Source organism: Bacillus sp. SCT118 (assembly GCF_058566435.1).
Map to the genome: position 1 here is coordinate 990,361 of NZ_CP191225.1, position 19,019 is coordinate 1,009,379.

General features: G+C 42.0%; 22 protein-coding genes and 2 pseudogenes. 14 read left to right on the forward strand and 10 right to left on the reverse strand.

The annotated features are described in order from the left end of the window. Positions 1–95: 95 nt before the first annotated feature. The 7 genes from ACQVGT_RS04920 (at position 96) to pdeH (ending at position 5,779) form a co-directional block, all read left to right on the forward strand. Positions 96–1,205: an AI-2E family transporter gene (locus ACQVGT_RS04920; RefSeq protein WP_015483636.1), complete on the forward strand. Its 1,110-nt coding sequence runs from the start codon at positions 96–98 to the stop codon at positions 1,203–1,205. Positions 1,206–1,264: 59 nt separating this feature from the next. After that, positions 1,265–1,486 (forward strand): spore germination protein, encoded by a 222-nt coding sequence (locus ACQVGT_RS04925; RefSeq protein ID WP_015384524.1) that lies wholly within the window; start codon positions 1,265–1,267, stop codon positions 1,484–1,486. Between the two features lie 72 nt (positions 1,487–1,558). Beyond that, entirely contained in the window at positions 1,559–1,807 is a 249-nt protein-coding gene (locus ACQVGT_RS04930) for a YueH family protein (protein WP_003228783.1), read from the forward strand. Positions 1,808–1,878: 71 nt separating this feature from the next. Further along, positions 1,879–2,277, forward strand: coding sequence for a YueI family protein (locus ACQVGT_RS04935; protein WP_015483635.1), 399 nt, complete (start codon positions 1,879–1,881; stop codon positions 2,275–2,277). A gap of 96 nt (positions 2,278–2,373) precedes the next feature. Continuing rightward, positions 2,374–2,925, forward strand: a complete 552-nt coding sequence (locus ACQVGT_RS04940) for a cysteine hydrolase family protein (RefSeq protein ID WP_014477836.1) — start codon at positions 2,374–2,376, stop codon at positions 2,923–2,925. A gap of 15 nt (positions 2,926–2,940) precedes the next feature. Then, complete coding sequence (locus ACQVGT_RS04945) at positions 2,941–4,413, forward strand: nicotinate phosphoribosyltransferase (protein ID WP_003228788.1); 1,473 nt, start codon at positions 2,941–2,943, stop codon at positions 4,411–4,413. Between the two features lie 136 nt (positions 4,414–4,549). Then, entirely contained in the window at positions 4,550–5,779 is a 1,230-nt protein-coding gene (pdeH, locus tag ACQVGT_RS04950; protein ID WP_003243525.1) for a cyclic di-GMP phosphodiesterase, read from the forward strand. Here the strand turns inward: pdeH and ACQVGT_RS04955 are convergent. After that, on the reverse strand, positions 5,755–6,123 hold the full coding sequence (locus tag ACQVGT_RS04955) for a YuzC family spore coat inner layer protein (protein WP_015483634.1): 369 nt from the start codon (positions 6,121–6,123) through the stop codon (positions 5,755–5,757). The genes pdeH and ACQVGT_RS04955 overlap by 25 nt on opposite strands. Positions 6,124–6,300: 177 nt before the next feature. Further along, positions 6,301–6,363, reverse strand: a pseudogene (locus ACQVGT_RS04960) (hypothetical protein); the annotation flags it as partial. Between the two features lie 221 nt (positions 6,364–6,584). On the opposite strand from ACQVGT_RS04960, the gene degQ reads away from it, so the two are divergent. From degQ to ACQVGT_RS04990, 6 genes and pseudogenes are all read left to right on the forward strand, one after another. Next, positions 6,585–6,725, forward strand: coding sequence for a degradation enzyme regulation protein DegQ (gene degQ / locus ACQVGT_RS04965; RefSeq protein ID WP_003220708.1), 141 nt, complete (start codon positions 6,585–6,587; stop codon positions 6,723–6,725). A 184-nt stretch (positions 6,726–6,909) separates the two neighbouring features. Continuing rightward, positions 6,910–7,770, forward strand: coding sequence for a polyprenyl synthetase family protein (locus tag ACQVGT_RS04970; protein ID WP_015483633.1), 861 nt, complete (start codon positions 6,910–6,912; stop codon positions 7,768–7,770). Between the two features lie 12 nt (positions 7,771–7,782). Then, the gene (gene comX, locus ACQVGT_RS04975) at positions 7,783–7,947 is read left to right on the forward strand and encodes a competence pheromone ComX (RefSeq protein WP_015384519.1); all 165 of its coding nucleotides are present in this window, start codon (positions 7,783–7,785) and stop codon (positions 7,945–7,947) included. A gap of 11 nt (positions 7,948–7,958) precedes the next feature. Next, positions 7,959–10,259, forward strand: a complete 2,301-nt coding sequence (locus ACQVGT_RS04980; protein WP_046340263.1) for a histidine kinase — start codon at positions 7,959–7,961, stop codon at positions 10,257–10,259. A gap of 80 nt (positions 10,260–10,339) precedes the next feature. Next, positions 10,340–10,984 (forward strand): annotated as a pseudogene (comA, locus tag ACQVGT_RS04985) (two-component system response regulator ComA). Between the two features lie 17 nt (positions 10,985–11,001). After that, complete coding sequence (locus ACQVGT_RS04990; protein ID WP_015483631.1) at positions 11,002–11,382, forward strand: hotdog fold thioesterase; 381 nt, start codon at positions 11,002–11,004, stop codon at positions 11,380–11,382. Between the two features lie 38 nt (positions 11,383–11,420). Here ACQVGT_RS04990 and mnhG read toward each other — a convergent pair whose 3' ends face one another. Genes mnhG through ACQVGT_RS05025 form a run of 7 tightly spaced genes read right to left on the reverse strand, consistent with a single transcriptional unit; the run spans position 11,421 to position 17,189 of the window. Then, positions 11,421–11,795 (reverse strand): monovalent cation/H(+) antiporter subunit G, encoded by a 375-nt coding sequence (gene mnhG, locus ACQVGT_RS04995; protein WP_014477830.1) that lies wholly within the window; start codon positions 11,793–11,795, stop codon positions 11,421–11,423. Beyond that, positions 11,779–12,063, reverse strand: a complete 285-nt coding sequence (locus tag ACQVGT_RS05000) for a Na(+)/H(+) antiporter subunit F1 (protein ID WP_003228814.1) — start codon at positions 12,061–12,063, stop codon at positions 11,779–11,781. Before ACQVGT_RS05000 ends, mnhG begins: the two co-directional genes overlap by 17 nt. Then, positions 12,063–12,539 (reverse strand): Na+/H+ antiporter subunit E, encoded by a 477-nt coding sequence (locus ACQVGT_RS05005; RefSeq protein ID WP_003228815.1) that lies wholly within the window; start codon positions 12,537–12,539, stop codon positions 12,063–12,065. Before ACQVGT_RS05005 ends, ACQVGT_RS05000 begins: the two co-directional genes overlap by 1 nt. A 5-nt stretch (positions 12,540–12,544) precedes the next feature. Further along, positions 12,545–14,026 carry a Na+/H+ antiporter subunit D gene (locus ACQVGT_RS05010; RefSeq protein WP_015384516.1) on the reverse strand — a complete coding sequence of 494 codons (1,482 nt, stop codon included), beginning with the start codon at positions 14,024–14,026 and terminating at the stop codon, positions 12,545–12,547. Then, complete coding sequence (locus ACQVGT_RS05015; protein WP_003220730.1) at positions 14,019–14,360, reverse strand: Na(+)/H(+) antiporter subunit C; 342 nt, start codon at positions 14,358–14,360, stop codon at positions 14,019–14,021. Before ACQVGT_RS05015 ends, ACQVGT_RS05010 begins: the two co-directional genes overlap by 8 nt. Beyond that, entirely contained in the window at positions 14,360–14,791 is a 432-nt protein-coding gene (locus tag ACQVGT_RS05020; RefSeq protein ID WP_003228819.1) for a Na(+)/H(+) antiporter subunit B, read from the reverse strand. Before ACQVGT_RS05020 ends, ACQVGT_RS05015 begins: the two co-directional genes overlap by 1 nt. Next, complete coding sequence (locus ACQVGT_RS05025; RefSeq protein WP_015384515.1) at positions 14,784–17,189, reverse strand: Na+/H+ antiporter subunit A; 2,406 nt, start codon at positions 17,187–17,189, stop codon at positions 14,784–14,786. Before ACQVGT_RS05025 ends, ACQVGT_RS05020 begins: the two co-directional genes overlap by 8 nt. 230 nt (positions 17,190–17,419) lie before the next feature. On the opposite strand from ACQVGT_RS05025, the gene ACQVGT_RS05030 reads away from it, so the two are divergent. Then, on the forward strand, positions 17,420–17,635 hold the full coding sequence (locus ACQVGT_RS05030) for a hypothetical protein (RefSeq protein ID WP_015483630.1): 216 nt from the start codon (positions 17,420–17,422) through the stop codon (positions 17,633–17,635). Between the two features lie 35 nt (positions 17,636–17,670). On the opposite strand, the gene maeN is transcribed toward ACQVGT_RS05030, so the two are convergent. Continuing rightward, positions 17,671–19,017, reverse strand: coding sequence for a sodium/malate symporter MaeN (gene maeN / locus ACQVGT_RS05035; RefSeq protein ID WP_015483629.1), 1,347 nt, complete (start codon positions 19,015–19,017; stop codon positions 17,671–17,673). Positions 19,018–19,019 lie beyond the last annotated feature (2 nt).

The following is a 19,019-nucleotide window of genomic DNA, read 5'->3' on the forward strand; positions in this document are numbered from 1 at the left end:
ATATTAAGAGTTCTGATATGAGTTCATTTTTGTTACAATGATGGGGTATAAGTTCTTTTATCTGACAGACAAAGAAAAACTAGGAGGAACAAAGCTTGTTGAAATCAAAAGTCCATTTTTGGACATTGCAGATTTTATTTGTTTTGCTGATTATTTATGTAGCAACAAAAGTTTCATTTGTATTTCAGCCGTTTATTGTTTTTATCTCGACATTGTTTTTCCCGATGCTGATTGCGGGAATTTTGTATTTCATATTTAATCCGGTTGTCCGCCTGCTTGAGAAAAAAATTCCGCGGACATTATCCATTCTATTGATCTATTTACTGTTTATCGGTTTGCTTGCCTTTATTTCAGCGTCAGTCGGACCTATCATCACCTCACAGGTGACAGGGCTGTTTAACAACCTTCCTGATTATATAAAACAGATTCAGGCGCTGACAAAGGATTTGTCCCATTCTCAATGGTTTACCTGGATGATGAACCAGGATTATGTATCGATATCAAAAATTGAACAGTCATTGACAAGTTTTCTCCAAAACCTGCCGCAAAATATCACGTCCAGTTTATCTGCGGTGTTTGGCGTCGTGACAAACATCACGCTTGTTATTATTACTGTTCCATTTATCCTTTTTTACATGCTGAAAGACGGACACCGCTTTCCGCATTTGGCAGTAAAAATTCTTCCGGCTTCTTATCGGACAGAAGGCTTAAAGATTTTTAAAGATTTATCCGATACGCTTGCGGCATACTTCCAGGGTCAGCTGTTAATCTGTCTTTTTGTCGGGACAGCGTGTTTTATCGGCTATTTAATTGCCGGACTGCCGTATGCCCTGATTCTCGGGATTGTCATGGCGATTACCAATATCATTCCCTATGTCGGGCCTTTTCTCGGTGCCGCACCGGCTGTCATTGTCGGTTTTATGGACTCGCCGGCCAAAGCGCTGTTTGCGATTATTGTGGTCGTCATCGTTCAGCAGCTGGACGGAAACCTGCTGTCTCCTCTTGTGATCGGAAAGCGGCTGAATACCCATCCGCTTACGATTATTTTGCTGTTAATCGGAGCGGGAAGCTTCGGCGGAATTCTCGGCATGATTTTAGCGGTGCCGGTTTATGCGGTAGTGAAGGCGTTCTTCCTGAATATTGTCCGCTTGATCAAGCTGCGCCAGCGGTCACGACTCGAGGAAAACGCAAAGCCAGCTGAATAGGCGGGCACCATTAGCGGCTCTTTGCATATGATGCTGTAAATCAATGCGGAGGTGGGGAAATGCCTGCAATTGTGGGGCCGATTTATATCATGTCAGTTACGGGTAATGCCGCGGCAAGCTTTGGAGACGTATTTGCGATTTCGCCCAAAAGCGTCGCTCATTCAGGGGCGGGGTCAGGCGCATTTCAGCTTGGTGATTTTGTGAAGATTAACAACCAAACGAGTAAAACTCTCTTCAAAGATGCCGATATCACTGATGAAACAGTTTCGTTTAACGGGTAACAGCCTTTTCACAAGAGGCTGTTGCTTTTTTATTGTATAATATGGGTAGTCTTTGAATAGAGAGGTCATGTTATGAAAATCAGAAAAGCAAATATCAATACGCAAACCGGAATGATCACGGACGTGTATCTGCATGAAAACAGAAAAGAACTGCGCACGCTTGTAGCGGTACCGCAGCTGGAGTGGAGCACGATCATTTCCTATGAAGAAGATAAAGCAACTCTGCCTGAACGGCTGGAAGCGTCGTTGCGCCGGCATACAGAGGAAACCCCTGCTGGTGAGCTGGCCAAAAAAATCATTCATTGGGTAACAGAAATGTAAGCGGCGCTTGAAAGTTTAGCTCCTGCCTGATCAGGTGATAATGAAGACAAACAAGACGGGAGGACAGGCTTTTGAGTGAAGATAAAATGGATCTCTATTTGCAGCAAGGAATGTATGGGCCTTTGGAGACAAAGCCTGACGAGCGCCATTTGTTTTTAGGTTCTTTAAGAGAAAGAGTCGTTTTGGCACTGACGAAGGGACAGGTGCTTAGAAGCAAACCGTATAAAGAGGCAGAGCACGAGCTGGAAAACAGCCATAACGTCACCCTTTTGATTAATGGAAAGCTTCAGTACCAGTCTTACTCTCCTTATATCCAAATGGCGAACCGGTACGGAGTGCCCTTCAAGATTGTATCTGATCTTCAGTTTCATACGCCTTTAGGCCTCGTCATTGCGGCTGACATCGCTGTGAATCGTGAATTGATATATATTCAGGACGACATTTATAATCGGTCAGTGCTGAAATCTTAAGAGACAAACGGACCGTTTGTCTTTTTGTTCATGGCAATTCACTTACAACTGGAGATAAGATATAATGTTCTCATACTGATGGCGGGGAGGCCGGCTATGAAAAAAGCACTTATTTGTATTGATTATACGAATGATTTTGTGGCGAGTGACGGAAAATTGACCTGCGGGGAGCCCGGCAGAATGATTGAAGAGGCGATCGTCAATTTAACTGAAGAATTCATCACAAACGGTGATTACGTCGTATTAGCAGTAGATTCTCATGATGAAGGGGATCAATATCACCCTGAAACCCGTCTTTTTCCTCCGCATAATATAAAAGGCACGGAAGGAAAAGATCTGTACGGAAAGCTTTTGCCTCTATATCAGAAACATGAACATGAACCTAATGTTTACTACATGGAAAAAACGAGATATTCTGCTTTTGCGGGAACTGATTTAGAGCTCAAACTCAGAGAGCGGCAGATTGGCGAACTGCATCTTGCCGGTGTCTGCACAGATATTTGTGTGTTGCATACAGCTGTTGACGCATACAACAAAGGTTTTCGGATTGTTGTGCATAAACAAGCTGTTGCCAGCTTTAATCAGGAGGGGCACGCATGGGCTCTTTCCCATTTTGCAAACAGCATCGGAGCGCAAGTGGCAGAGTAAGGAAGGGGAAAAACAGTGTTAGAGTACGGATTTAAAGATGACAGCCTGTCATTACATACAGACCTTTATCAGATCAATATGGCGGAAACGTACTGGAGAGACGGCATTCATGAAAAGAAAGCGATTTTTGAGCTGTTTTTCAGAAGGCTTCCGTTTGAAAATGGCTATGCCGTATTTGCGGGCTTGGAAAAAGCCATTGAATACTTGGAAAATTTCAAGTTTACGGATAGCGATTTGAGTTATTTACAGGATGAACTCGGGTATCATGAAGATTTTATTGAATATTTGCGCGGCTTATCTTTTACAGGTTCACTTTACTCCATGAAAGAAGGAGAACTCGTTTTTAACAATGAGCCGATTATGAGGGTGGAGGCACCCCTGGTAGAAGCTCAGCTGATTGAAACGGCTTTGCTCAACATTGTGAACTATCAAACATTAATCGCAACAAAGGCTGCCCGGATTAAAGGCGTCATTGGTGATGAAGTTGCGCTTGAATTCGGAACAAGACGGGCGCACGAAATGGATGCGGCCATGTGGGGAGCGAGAGCAGCCTTAATCGGCGGCTTTAGCGCGACAAGCAATGTAAGAGCCGGAAAGCGCTTTAATATCCCGGTTTCCGGCACACATGCGCATGCGCTTGTGCAGGCTTACCGCGATGAATATACAGCTTTCAAAAAATACGCGGAAACACATAAGGACTGCGTCTTCTTAGTTGACACGTATGACACGCTTCGTTCAGGCATGCCTAACGCGATTAGGGTTGCCAAGGAATTCGGCGACCGCATTAATTTCATTGGCATCCGTCTGGACAGCGGCGATTTGGCGTACCTGTCAAAAAAAGCCCGGAAAATGCTTGATGAAGCAGGATTTACAGACGCGAAGGTGATTGCTTCAAGCGATTTGGATGAGCACACTATTATGAATTTAAAGGCTCAGGGAGCGCGCATTGATGTCTGGGGTGTCGGTACGAAGCTGATCACTGCCTATGACCAGCCGGCTCTCGGCGCAGTTTATAAACTCGTTGCCATTGAAGAAGACGGGAAAATGGTCGACACGATCAAAATTTCGTCCAATCCTGAAAAAGTGACGACGCCGGGCAGAAAGAAAGTCTACCGCATTATTAATCAGTCCAACCATCATTCTGAAGGCGACTATATTGCGCTTTATGATGAGCAGGTGAATGATCAGAAGCGGCTCAGAATGTTTCACCCGGTTCATACATTCATCAGCAAATTTGTCACGAATTTTTATGCGAAGGATCTTCATGAGCTGATTTTTGAGAAGGGTATTCTTTGCTACCAAAACCCTGAGATTTCAGACATACAGCAGTATGTGCAGGATAACCTCAGCCTGCTTTGGGAGGAATATAAGAGAATCAGCAAGCCGGAGGAATACCCGGTTGATTTAAGCGAGGACTGCTGGAGCAATAAAATGCAGCGGATCCACGAAGTGAAAAGCAGAATTGAAGAAGAGCTTGAGGAAGAATAAAGAAAAACTGGCCTTTCGTTCGCGAAGGGCCAGTTTTCTTTATGTATATATTATTTTTCATGTTTAGACAATTTTCGTCAAATTATTTGATATACTTAGGGGTGAAAGCCGCGCGTATTGTAAGGGGGATAAATCAATGAGGGTGTTTGTTGCAAGACAGCCTATTTTTAATAGAAAAGAACAGGTTGTTGCTTATGAACTGCTGTATAGAGAAAGCGAAGAGAACGTGTATAGCGCTAAAGACGGCGATCAGGCAACAACAGATTTGGTGATCAACAGCTTTTTAAACATCGGAATTGAGAAGCTGACGGAAGGGAAACGCTGTTTTGTTAATTTTACGGAAAGCCTGATGTTTTCGAATCTTCCCACCTCCTTCAATCCGAAACAGCTTGTCATTGAAATCCTTGAAGATATACCGATCACGCCGGCCCTCATTTCTAGATGCAAAGAATTGAAAAAAATGGGGTATATGCTGGCGCTTGATGATTTTTATGCAATAAACCCGCAAGATGAGGACTTACTGGAAAAACTCATGAGCTATATTGATATATTGAAAATTGATTTTCTCAAAACAACACGAATGGAACGCAGAACAATTTTGCAAACCTACGGCTGTCGCGGCCTGATTTTTTTAGCGGAAAAAGTAGAGACCCGAAAAGAATATAAACAGGCGGTCCAAGACGGCTTTCAATTATTCCAAGGCTACTTTTTCAGCGAGCCGCGCATCATCAGCGGGCATGACCTATCGACTCATTTCTATTCTTACTATGAACTGCTTAACGAACTGAGCAAAGAGCAGCCTAACATAAAGCGTGTGACAGAGTACATAGAGCGGGATTTATCACTGTCCTATCAAATTTTAAAATTTTTAAACTCATCCCACAGCCGTTTGAGCCAGAAAATTGAAAGCATTCAACAGGCCATTATGCTGCTGGGATTTAATGAAATCAAACGGTGGATATATATTCTTTCCTTTAAGGATTTAAGCAGGAAAGGGCATTCCAGCAAGCACGAAATCATTAAGATTTCTTTGATAAGAGCAAAGCTTTGCGAACTGCTGGCGAGAAAGACATCCCGGCCGCAGCCTGCTTCTTATATGCTAATCGGAATGTTTTCTCTCATAGACACCCTCCTGCATAGAGAAATAGAGGAAATTGTTCAAGAGTTGCCTTTAAAAGATGAAGTCGGGCAAGCATTATTAGGCCATCAAAACGACTACTACCAAATGCTTGAGCTTGTGAAATTAATTGAAAGCAACAACTGGGACACTTGCTCGGAATTAGGCAATCAACTCGACAAAGAAGAAGCGTATGAATGTTATCTTGAGGCTCTGGAATGGTGTCATAATCTTATGGACGCAAAATGATTGCGGTCCTCTGACCACCGCAAAGCAAGAATCATTCGGCTTTGCGTTCCGATAAGGCTGATGTAGATGCCGTCGGGATTAAAGACCGTATCCACTTCATGCCGGACGCCCATTTGTTTGATCAGGCGCCTTATGGTTTGTTTATCGGACTGCTCGGCTGCGGTCAGAATGCGGCGCGAGAGCTCCCGCGAGCCCGCAATGCGGCCGAGAACGAGCTGGGCATCCGCAAATATCCCCGCGGCCTGCTTCGCTGAACGGATAAAGGTATCAATATTGTTGGCAGGAGCGGGCGGACGGCGTACCTCATACGGATACACGTAAAACCAGGGATAACGATATCTCATGGGAGCACCTCACACAAAAGGGATGTTTCTATATGTATAGATCCCTAATTGCCGAATATGACAAAGCGAAAAGGCCACAACTTTAGCGTTGCGGTCTTTTTCGGTGTTTGTCGGTCAGGAAACGCCAAGAATCGCATATTCAATTTTGAAAATACGGTATGAAGGACTATAGTCTTACTTAGTGAAAATGCGAAACACGTTAAAATCAAGGGAATTAAGAATCTTTCTCAATTTGAGCAGAAATGTAAGCTCTTGCACATAGAAAAATAGTCCCGTTCTTGTTGTGATCCCTTTGAGTATAAGGACCTATTGATGTTTGCGGTGTCACGCAGGACTTTTTTGCATACTTTTCGGTGAAAAATGAGCCGAAAGCAGATACACTATTAGTAACAGATCAAATACCTAGGACTCGTTCACCATACACAATTCATTGATCTTTCAAAAAAAGGAGTGTGGAAACGATGGAAAAGAAACTTGAAGAAGTAAAACAATTGTTATTCCGACTCGAACTTGATATTAAAGAAACGACAGATTCATTACGAAACATTAACAAAAGCATTGATCAACTCGATAAATACAATTATGCAATGAAAATTTCGTGAAAAAGACTTGGAAACAAGTCTTTTTTTTCGTTCTACCGATACAATAAATGGATAAAGTATTATATGATTGTTAAAAAACGAAAAACCTGCTGTCCTTTAAATGTCCCATTTAGTAAAATGGAATGGGAGGGGGGAAGTCGTTATTGAGCAGATATGTTTAGATTCTGTCCGGATCAAGGAGAAAATGAAGGAGATTGTAAGCCAAAAAATAATGAATCAGGACTTGGAACGATATCTTCAGAATTTTATTGAGTCTAAGGATACGTTTGAGTTTGCCGATTTGGCTCTTCATCATTATTTAGCTTTTAACGGTCAGGACCAAAAAGCAATCGAATTGCTAGCTGCCGGAATTGAATTGCTTATACTCTCATTCGATATTTATGATGACTTAGAGGATCAAGATAATGGAAGTGCTGTCTGGATGAAGATTGACTCGTCAATCGCTTTAAATGCAGTTACAGCTCTTTACACCCTAAGTATACAAGTGATGTGTCAAGCTAGTCATGAACCAGAATTTACACAAGAGATATTGAATTTTGCGTTACAATCAATTCAAGGCCAGCATGATGATATTGTGAATGCGCCGCAAACTGAAGAAGCCTGTCTTGAAATGATCAAAAATAAATCAGGAGCGCTAACGGCATTGCCCTGTGTAATGGGAGTAATGTTGGCAACAGGCAAATACCATCCCATTGTAGCTTCTTATTCTTATGAACTTGGGATTATTGCACAAATCGAAAATGATTACCAAGGTTTATATTATTTAAATAACGATTTTATTCAGAAGAAAAACACATTGGCATACTTATACTTAAATAAACGTTTTAATGCAGCTTCTGCAGAAATCTTGAGTTGGTATGAAAATGCTGAGTTGTTCTTATCATTGAATCCCAAACAAATAAAAGAAAAATTAACTGAGGCAGGCGTAGTGCAATATTTACTTGTAATGAAACACTTGTCATTACAAAAACTAAAGAAAGAAATTGCTAGATTAGAATTGCAAGAGAATAAAATAAAAAAATTAATAACAGGAATCATAAAATAAAGGAGGATTTATATGCAGGAAATAGTCGGATACTTAGTAAAAAATCCAGAAGTTTTAGATGAGGTCATGGAAGGCAGAGCCTCTTTATTAAATATAGATAAGGATCAATTGAAAAGTATAGTTGATGCCTTTAGAGGGCTGCAAATTTATACTAATGGTAATTGGGTTCCTTCGTGAGGCTTTAATAAATGAAGGCATGGTACAACAAAGTTTCAATTTTTTTGATTTTAGTTAGTTTAGTCTATGTAACTTATTTAACGTATATAAGTTCGAGTAAACTTTTAGTTGGTGCAGCAGTAGCTGAAAATCAAGACAATGAAGTTGTAATAACAAATATTGAGGAATTTTCTACGGCTTATTACTCAGGCATACAAAAAGGGGACGTCATCAAAAGTATTAATAATCATAAAGTTAAGCGTCCTCTTGAAGTTCAAAAATATAATTCAAACCATGTGAGTTCAATAGTCGTCGAGAGAGATGGAGAAAAGGTTAAAATTAAGCCTGATTTAATGAATGATGGGAATTTTACTACTTTTGTGATCCCATTAATATTTTATATAGCCTGTCTATTTTGTTGTTTCTTCATTCTAAAAATAAATGAATCGAAAAAACTACTCTCTGCTTTGATTTTAATCATTTTCTTGTTATCTGCTTCTTTAGCATACTTAAGTGCGGGTGGATCTGCAAAGGGAGATTGGTTAAGCAGATGTATAATGGTATTCACTTTAACATCTGTAATGTTTAACTATCTTCTTTTCTTGTATCAGTATTTTAAAGAACTTGGCACTGTGTTATTTAACAAAAAAGTTTTTATATTATATGCAATTCCAGTACTAAATCTAGTTTTTGAATTGTTGCGAACTCAACTTTTCTTTAGACATTATGTGCCTAAAATAAATTTACTTTCGTTCTTTATTTCATTTATAATCGTGAGCGTATATTTTGGATCTATTTTAATTAAAAGTAAGGATACTGAACAAGCACATATTATAAAAGTTCTTACCATAATTAATATCTTATCTTTTTCGCCGTTTTTGTTTTTATATATAATACCTTATGTATTCTTAAGCACTGATGGGATTTCTTCTTTTGTAGCTGCTTCATTTATGTTCCTAATACCATTCTCTTTGGTTTATCAATTTATGACAAATAAAATTTATAATGTGGATTTTATTTTAAGCAGGTTAAAATATTATGGAGTATTAGCATTAACGCCCACAATTATTTTAGTTACGGTATTCGAGTTAATAGGAAATCCAGCTGGAGATTTCTATTATTTCAGACTGGCGATTCTTATGTATATTATTATGGTGGCGGTCTTTTATTATAAGGAAGTACTTGATTTCAAATTTAGATTAAAAAGAGTTTCGGAAAAATTTAATTATCAAGACAGTATATATAAATTTACGCAGCTGATTAGAGATTCAACTTCTTTGATCCAAGTATTTGAGGAACTGAAAACTACAATACTTGAGGTTTCGCTTGTAAGCCGAGCCCATATTTATGAGGTTTCAGTTGATGGAAGTATTAAACTCTATGAAGAACTTAATCAAAATTCATTTGAAAAAGTCTATCAAAAAGAATTTAGAAAAGTAACATCCGAAATAGGGAAAATCGTTGAATTTAATAAAGGTTTTGTCATGAAAATAGGTGAACGCGGTGGTAAATCATTTGTGATCCTTTGTTTATCTAAAATGAATACGCCTCGTCTCACACTCGAAGAACTTTCTTGGCTGAAAACTTTGGCTTTTTATACAAACGTATCGATCGAAAACGTCATGAAAATTGAAGAACTGATGAGTCATTTAGAAGAAATAAAACAACAAGAATCCAACCCCGTATGGCTCAAAAAACTCATGTATACGATCGAGGAAAAACAACGCTCGGATCTCGCCCGCGATCTCCACGATTCGGTTCTTCAGGATTTGATCTCCTTAAAACGCCAGTGTGAGCTGTTTTTGGGTGATTTTAAGAAGGGTGATAATCCGTGCCGTGAAGAGGTGCAGGACAAGCTTGTACAGATGAATGAGCAGATGTCTGATGTGATTTCGATGACGAGGGAGACGTGTCATGAGCTGCGGCCGCAGCTTCTGTATGATCTTGGATTGGTGAAGGCGCTGTCGAAGCTGGTGGCGCAGCAGCAGGAGCGGGTTCCGTTTCATATCCGTTTAAATACTGGGAGATTTACGGCTTCCCTTGATCTGGATTCGCAGCTGAATTTGTACCGGATCATTCAAGAGTTTCTGTCTAATGCGGTTAAGCACTCTCAGGCGACGGATGTGCTGATTATGCTCATCAGTATTCAAAACAAAATCGTTCTTCATTATGAGGATGATGGCGTAGGGTTTGATCAGGAAAAGAATACTGAGCATTCCATGAGCATGGGGCTTTCTGGCATTAAGGAGAGAGTCAGGGCTTTAGATGGGCGCCTTCGGATTGAAACAAGTGAAGGAAAGGGCTTTAAGGCTGATATTGAAATCGAATTGTAATGGATTTATAACGGAAACGACTTGGCACAGGCCAAGTCTTTTTTATAAAATGGAAAAGAGTGAGTAAAAGGGAGGAAAACATGAAAAAGATACTAGTGATTGATGACCATCCGGCTGTCATGGAAGGCACCAAGACAATTTTGGAAACGGATTCGAATCTGTCTGTTGATTGTCTCAGTCCTGAACCGAGCGAACAGTTTATCAAGCAGCATGATTTCTCGTCATATGATCTCATTTGAATGGATCTGAATTTAGGCGGCGAGGTCAATGGGATGGAGCTTTCTAAACAGATTTTACAAGAGAATCCTCATTGTAAAATTATCGTGTATACCGGTTATGAGGTCGAGGATTATTTCGAGGAAGCGATTCGTGCGGGTCTGCACGGTGCCATCAGCAAAACGGAATCTAAAGAAAAGATCACCCAATACATATACCACGTACTCAACGGAGAAATTTTAGTCGATTTTGCTTACTTTAAACAGCTGATGACTCAGCAAAAAACAAAGCCGGCTCCTTCCTCTCAAAAAGAACAAGATGTGCTCACACCTAGAGAATGCCTGATTCTTCAAGAAGTTGAAAAGGGATTTACAAACCAAGAAATCGCAGATGCCCTTCATTTAAGCAAGCGGTCCATTGAATACAGCTTGACATCGATTTTCAATAAGCTGAATGTCGGTTCCCGGACGGAAGCGGTTTTGATTGCGAAATCAGACGGTGTACTTTAAATTAGGGGGGTGTAATGATGGATACGAAACACACATTGCTTGAAGCGCTTGGTATTGAGATTGTTGAAAACACAGCGGAACGATGCATTGCGGTTATGCCGGTGGATCATCGGACGGTGCAGCCGTTCGGATATTTGCATGGGGGCGCTTCAGTGGCCCTAGCAGAAACCGCAGCGAGCGCAGGTGCACAGAACCTGATTGATCATTCAACACAAGCTTGTGTCGGTTTGGAGATTAACGCCAACCATTTAAAATCTGTAAAGGAAGGAACGGTAAAGGCGGTAGCCGAGCCCGTTCATATCGGCAGAACGACGATTGTCTATCACATTCACATATATGACGAGCAAGAGAGGCTGATCTGTATATCCAGATGCACACTGGCTGTCATCAAGAAATAAAAAAACAGCCGGAACTCTGCCTGTCCGGCTGCTTATTTTTATAAATAAGAATCCTCTTTTCGTTTAATCACAAAGTTTCTGATTCCGTTATAGTCATCCTGTACGCTTCTCTCATCAAGCTTGACGCCGGAGTTATACGCAGCACGGCAGATCAAGTGCCCGCCGATAGGCGATGTAATAAAGATAAAGAGAATCCCAAGCAGGATTTTAGCGGAGAGCTCCCCCGTCACAAACCACAAATAGAAGAAGACACCGAGCAGAATCATATTGACACCTAATGTTGAGCCTTTAGAAGCAGCATGAGCGCGTGTAAACACATCGGGAAGGCGAAGTACGCCAAATGAAGCAATGAGGCATACAAGAGCGCCCAGCAATATGAATACAGCCACAACGACTTTAGCGGTTTCGATCATTTTCGATAATCTCTCCTTTCTCCAGGAACTTGGAAAATGCGATCGTTCCGATAAACGATAAAATCCCCAGCAGCAAAATAATATCCAAAAACGCACTTGTTTTCAGCAAAATGGAGACAAGCGCCGTGATTGCGATCAGATTGATGCCGATTGCATCCAGAGCCACGACCCGGTCAGGCACAGTCGGCCCTTTAATGACACGAATGACATACAAAAAGGTAGACACTGCCATAATGCCGAGTGCGATTTGCAGGATCAGCGTAAACATCACCGGCTCACCTCCTGTATGGCTTTTTCAAATGACTCCCGAATATCAAAAATCGCTTTTTCCGCATCCTCGATATCCATTGCATGAATATAAAGTATTGTTCTGTCATCTGAAATATCCATCACCAAGGTTCCCGGCGTTAATGTAATGAGCAGAGAAAGCAGGGTGATTTCCCAGTCCTTCGTCAGTTCAGTTTTAAAAGCAAAAATACCCGGTCTGATATTCAATTTTGGAGATAAGACTGATTTCATCACACTGACATTGGCAAGGTACAGTTCCTTTATAAAAATGAAACAGAGCTTGATGATAGAAATCAATTTCCATAGATAAAACTGGCGAGTGAAAAAGCGCCGGAAGAAAAAGAGAGAGAGCATTCCCAGAATATAGCCTGTAATGAATCCTGCGGCGCTTGGACTGTTGCTTAAGAACATCCAGCAAAAAGCGAGAAACACATTTAATAAAATTTGAAATGCCATGCGATCTACTCCTTCAGAACAGCTTCGATATATTTTTCCGGATTCAGCAGCGTCTCGGCCGCTTGATCAACGTAAGGCGACACCCATTCTGTACCCAACCCGAAGAGAAGAGACAGCAAGAGAAAAATAGCTGCCGGATAAAGAAGTCCTTTAGCTGTTCGATGATTTGGTTTTGGCGTTTCTTTTTCTTCGCCCCAAAACGCATGTATAAAGATCCTCAGCACAGAGTACAGTACGAGCAGACTCGAAAGCAGAATCAGCATGGATATCGTAAATTCACCTTCTGCGAAGCCGCCCTCTGCAATTTTAAATTTGCCGACAAATCCGCTCAGTGGCGGAATGCCTGCAAGAGAAATAGCAGAAATGAAAAACATCCATCCAAGAACAGGATAGCGTTTGATCAGCCCGCCCATTTTATGCAGGTTCGCAGTTCCAGTCAATGCGATCAGCGTACCCGCCAGCATAAACAAAGCGCCTTTAATCAGCATATCGTGAATCAGATAGTAGATCGCGCCCTGAATGGATGCGGGTGTGTGTACTGCCACACCGAACAAAATCACGCCGACAGCGGTAATAATGTTATAGATCACAATTTTCATGACATTCGAATAAGCGAGTGAACCGATCACACCAAAAATCACAGTCAGCGCCGCCAGCCAAATCATCAGCTGATGGGTAAAGGCTGTATCGTGAATAAAAATCAATGTGAAAACCCTCGCAATCGCATATAACCCGATTTTTGTCAGCAAAGCGCCGAACAACGCGGAGATTGCTGCCGGTGGCGCGTAATAAGAGCCTGGAAGCCAAAAGTAGAGGGGGAAGATTCCGCCCTTCATGCCAAATACCAAAAGCAGCAGGACACCAATCACAGTGATCAGCCCGGTTTGTCCTGTTTCGCTGATTTTCACGCTAAGATCCGCCATATTTAACGTACCGGTTACAGCGTATAAAAAGCCGACCCCTATGACAAACAGGGCAGACGATACGATATTAAACACAATATATTTAAGGGATTCCCGCAGCTGAATTTTTGTGCCGCCTAATACAATCAGCATATAGGAAGCAATAAGCAGAAGCTCAAAAAATACGTACATATTAAATAAATCGCCTGTTAAAAACGCTCCGCTGACGCCGGCAAGCAAGAACTGAACGCCGGAGTAGTAAAAGGAGCGCTCCCGTTTTTCACCGATAGAACGGAAAGAATAAAGCCCAACCAATAAACCGATGATCGCTGTTGTGAGAACGAGAAGGCTGGCGAATTGGTCTGCGGCAAGCACAATGCCGTACGGCGCTTTCCATCCGCCTAAGCTGAGTATCTGGATACCTTTTGTGAAGACAGTCTGTACAAGTATGCCGCTAATCACAATCCCGATGGCCGATGCCGCCGTGCTGAAGATTCTCATGAGCATAAGATTCTTCGTCATGAAAATCAGAAGAATAGCCGACAAAAGCGGGATCAGGATTGGCAAAATAACAAAATTATTCATGTTGATCATTTCCCCTCATTTGATCCATATCATCCGATTTCAATTCCTGATAAGCGCGAAAGGCCATGACGAGGATGAATGATGTAACGCCAAAAGAAATGACAATTGCGGTCAAAATCAGGGCTTGCGGAAGCGGATCGACAAATGATTTGGCATGCTCGCTCAAAATCGGAGCGGCGCCTTTCTTTAATCCTCCCATAGTCAAAAGCATTAAATGGACGCCATGGCTTAACAGTGCTGTTCCGATAATGACGCGAAGCAGGCTTTTAGACAGCAGCAAATACGTAGCAGCCATAAAAATAATACCGGCTAATACAGCCATTAAGATTTCCATTATTCTTCCTCTCCAATCGTTTGAATAATGGTCATCGTTATGCCTACGACAACAAGATAAACGCCTAAATCAAATATCGTCGCTGTGGCGAGCTCCGTTTTCCCAAGGATCGGCAGCTGAAAGTATCCGAATGTGTGGGTTAAAAAAGGAGCTCCGAAGACAAAGGAGCCAACGCCTGTTAATACAGCGAGCAGAAGGCCGGCTCCCGCGACATAAATGAAATTGACCGGCAAAAGGGAACGCACGGTTTTTAAATCATATGCCAGAAGCAAGAGAACGATGGAAGAGGACGTGATCAGTCCGCCGACAAAGCCTCCTCCGGGCGCGTTATGCCCTGATAAAAATAAATAGAAAGAGAAAAGCAAAATGATAAAGGATACAAGCTTTGTCGCGGTTTGAAGAATCAAATCATTTGTTTTTTGTTCATTCACCGCTTTTCCCCTCCTCTTTTACTTTTGTTTTAATCATGCTGTAAATGCCGAGAGCGGCTATCGTTAATACCGTAATTTCAAACATTGTATCAAATCCCCTGAAATCAACAAGAATGACATTGACGACATTATCTCCTCCGCCGAGATCGTGGCTGTGTTTGACAAAGAAGGACGCAATGCTGTCTTTTGTCCGCTGGCTTGAGGATGCGATACCGAGCAGAGTAACGATAATACCGACGCCTAAAGAAATGATAAAATTCGTCATCCGGAACGTTCTCGTTTTTGTTTTCAGCCTCAGTTTCGGCAAATGGTAGAAGCAAAGCAGAAACAGTGCCACAGAAATCGTTTCAATGACGAGCTGAGTCAATGCCAAGTCCGGCGCTCTGAAAATGACAAAAAACAATGCAAGTGTATAACCGACAACACCGAGTGCAATGATCGCCGTTAGTCTTGACCTAGCAAAAACAGTCGCCACTGTGGCGCTGATCATGACAAGCGTCAAAATGATTTCGTATACGCCGATTTTAGCCATGCCTTCCGTTTTAAATGAAAATCCGCCTTCAATGGCAAAAGCTCCGCCTATCAGAATGATGAAACCAGCGAAGATATACAGCAAATAATCTCTTAAAAACCCGGTCATATATTGTTTTGTGACCCGGTAAGAGCCTTTCTCCATCAGAGTCAAAAGCTTATCGTATAACCGGTTGAGTGTGAGTTTCGAAGGAAACAGTTTATAGATTCCCTTCCACTTATTCAGCGACAAATAACCAATTGTTCCGATCACAACAATACCCGCAGTCATGAGCAATTCCGTTGTAACCCCATGCCACTGTGAAATGTGAACGTGGAATTTCTCATGGCCGTCCAGCAGTGTCGGATAGATTGAGTTCATCGCAGGCTCTATCAGGCTGTACGACAATATATTCGGGAAAAAGAAGAGACTGACAGCCAAAGCGACAAGAATGACCGGTGGTACGAGCATGCCGACAGGCGCTTCGTGAGCCTGTTTTTCAAGCTGTTCAGGCTGGTAACTTCCTCTGAATGTTTTAAACAGCAATTTCATGCTGTAGATAAACGTAAATACACTTCCGATCCAGGCGAGAACAGGGAACAGAACGCCCCATGTCTGCACGTTGAACAGGTCGAAATGTGTCACGCGAAGCATGCTTGTGAAAAACATTTCTTTACTCAAAAATCCGTTAAACGGCGGTAGGCCGGCCATTGAAAATGTCCCGATTAAGGAAATGGTAAATGTAATCGGCATAATCGCCATCAGGCCGCCTAGCTTCCGGATATTCCGTGTGCCTGTTTCGTGATCGATAATCCCGACTGCCATAAACAAGCTTCCTTTAAAAGTAGCGTGGTTGATTAAATGGAAAATGGCAGCCATAGCGGCAACTGTATAATATTCTGTATGGCCGTAATGAAGGGCCGCAGCACTGACTCCGAGCATGGAGATGATCATGCCGAGCTGGCTGACGGTTGAAAACGCCAAAATCGATTTTAAATCAGTTTGTTTCACGGCATGGAATGAACCCCAAACCATCGTAAAGAGGCCAACGAGGGACACGATCCAAAACCACTGAGCTGAAAAGGCGAAAATAGGACTGAATCTCGCAATCACATAAATGCCGGCTTTTACCATAGTGGCTGAATGGAGATAAGCGCTGACAGGCGTCGGAGCTTCCATCGCGTCAGGGAGCCAGATGTAAAAAGGAAATTGCGCTGATTTCGTAAAAGCCCCTAATAAAATGAGAATCATAGCCGGGATAAACAATTCGTGGCCGGCAATTAATTGAACCTGATGAACCATCTCTCTAATACTGAAGGAATCCGTTATCAAATAAAGGAGAATAAATCCGCCGAGCATGCACAGCCCGCCGCTGACCGTAATCAAAAGTGATTTGGCTGCGCCATAGCGCGACTTTTCCCGCTTATACCAATAGCCGATCAGCAAAAAGGATGAAAGGCTTGTAAGCTCCCAGAACATGTAGAGAACCATGACATTGTCTACTAGAACGACGCCGAGCATGGCGCCCATGAACATCAATAAGTAGACATAAAAGGGCCCAAGCTGTTCTTTTTCTTTCGATAAATAAAAAATGCTGTAAAGAGTGACTAAAGAGCCAATGCCTGTGATCAGTAAGGCGAATAATAACCCGAGGCCGTCTATATAAACGGTAAAGTTAATGCCGAGTGACGGAATCCACTCTAATACCGATCGAAGTGTTTCTCCAGATTGTGTCATCCTGATCATTGGGAGAAAGTATATAAACAGCAAGACGGGCAGGATCAACACAAACCAGCCCGTATGCACTCTTTTTGCGTATTTTGCCAAGAAGGGAATGATAAAAGCAAATAAAAAAGGCGATAAAATAGCAAGATGTAAGAGCTGCAAAGATAAGACCTCCTTTTCTCGTTCTCAATTGAAAAATGCGCTATGTATGAAATATACGGTCAAACGACCTAGTCCAAATTATATCGCACTTTTCTGCAAGCTGCCACGCTTCGAACTGCTGTAATGGGTTTTTATGAGTTCTTTTGACCTCAAAATAAGTCTAACAAAAAAGAGGTTATTTGTATATTTAAAATCAATCCTGATCAAGCTGAAGGAAAGGAGCTGGTCATGTGAAAAGAAAAGTCGTGATGTGCTCAGGTTTATTCTGCTCAGTATTTGCAGGGGCATTCATGTTGAATCAATATGACGGGCGCAGCGGTGTGGCGGCTAGTGATGAGTGGGAGCTGTATTTACTGGAGCACCACCTGTCAGCCAGAATGAGTGAGACGGAATCAAAGGATCTGCCGTTTGGTCCCCGAGAGTATATTCGGATTGTGAATAAATAAAAAAAGAGTTCCGCATAAAACGGAACTCTTTCTGTTTATGAAGTGAAAAAACGAAGCAGCACTGTCGCGCAAATAACTGTGCCTGCACCGCCGAGACGGGTTGAAATTTGGGCAAACGGCATAAGGCCCATTCTTCCTGATGCCGATAAAATGGCAACATCACCCGTTCCGCCGAGGCCGCTGTGGCAGCAGGTAACGATTGCGGATTCAACCGGGTACATGTTCATCAGCTTGCCTACGAAATATCCAGAACCAATCATCGCGATAACAACTGAAATACAAATGATGACAAACGGAATAGAAATCACAGACGCTACGTCATCCAACGGAATAAAGAGGATGCCGAGACCGACCATCAGCGGCCATGTAAAGCTTGAAGAAATAAACTTATAAAGCTGGTAAGCGCCTTCTTCCATTTTTTTCGGAAGAATATTCGCATACTTGACAGCCGCAGCTGAAATAATCATTAAGATCGCGCCCGGGATGAAGATGAATTTCTCCAATAACCCGCCAAAAATAAAGAATGTACACGCGAGCAGAACTCCTGCTCCCATTAGTTTAAAATCAATTTTTGCTTCGGCTTCTTTTTGATTGAAAATCTCATTTGCTTTTTTAGATTTTACGAGACGTCCGTTCCCATTTAGATCTGGACGCTTATCGCCAAGCTTTTTCATTAAGGCTGCACATATGATAGCAAAAACGTTTCCTATAATTGCGGCTGGAACCAGCTGAGACACAAATACATCAGCGGATGAGCCCAGTATTTGTGAATAGGCGATTGAAAGCGGCAAAATTCCTTCACCTATTCCCCCGGCAATAATTGGGACAACAACAAAGAAAAAGGAATCATAGGCACTATAGCCAAAAATAAATCCGACAAGGATGCCGGCTGTAACGGCCGCGATCGTTCCTGCAACCAGTGGAACGAACATTCTGATAAACCCCTGTATTAAAACAATTCTGTTCATACCGAGGATACTTCCCACAACAAGGCAAGCGATATAGAAATAAAGGAAGTTAGACGTTTTCATCAAGTTGGTTACAGCGTCTAAAGATGTTGAATTCAGTACATTGTAAAAGACTAAAAATGAAGGAACAAACAAAGATAAAATAGCAGGGCCGCCAATATCCTTCAATATCGGTATGCGTTGGCCTATGTCTCCGAGAAACACACCAAGAATCATAATGATGGCAAACCCGCCAAGCATATTTGCCGGCAGCTCATTGTAATAGGCTGCAAGAATAATAATAACAGCTAATACTGTGTATAATGGCAGAGGAATCACACCGATTTCCCAAGACCAGATTTTTTGAAACAGGTTTTTCCCCTGTGAGTCTTTTTGCTCAGGTGATATTGTCCCCGTTTTTGGAATTGCTCCCATGT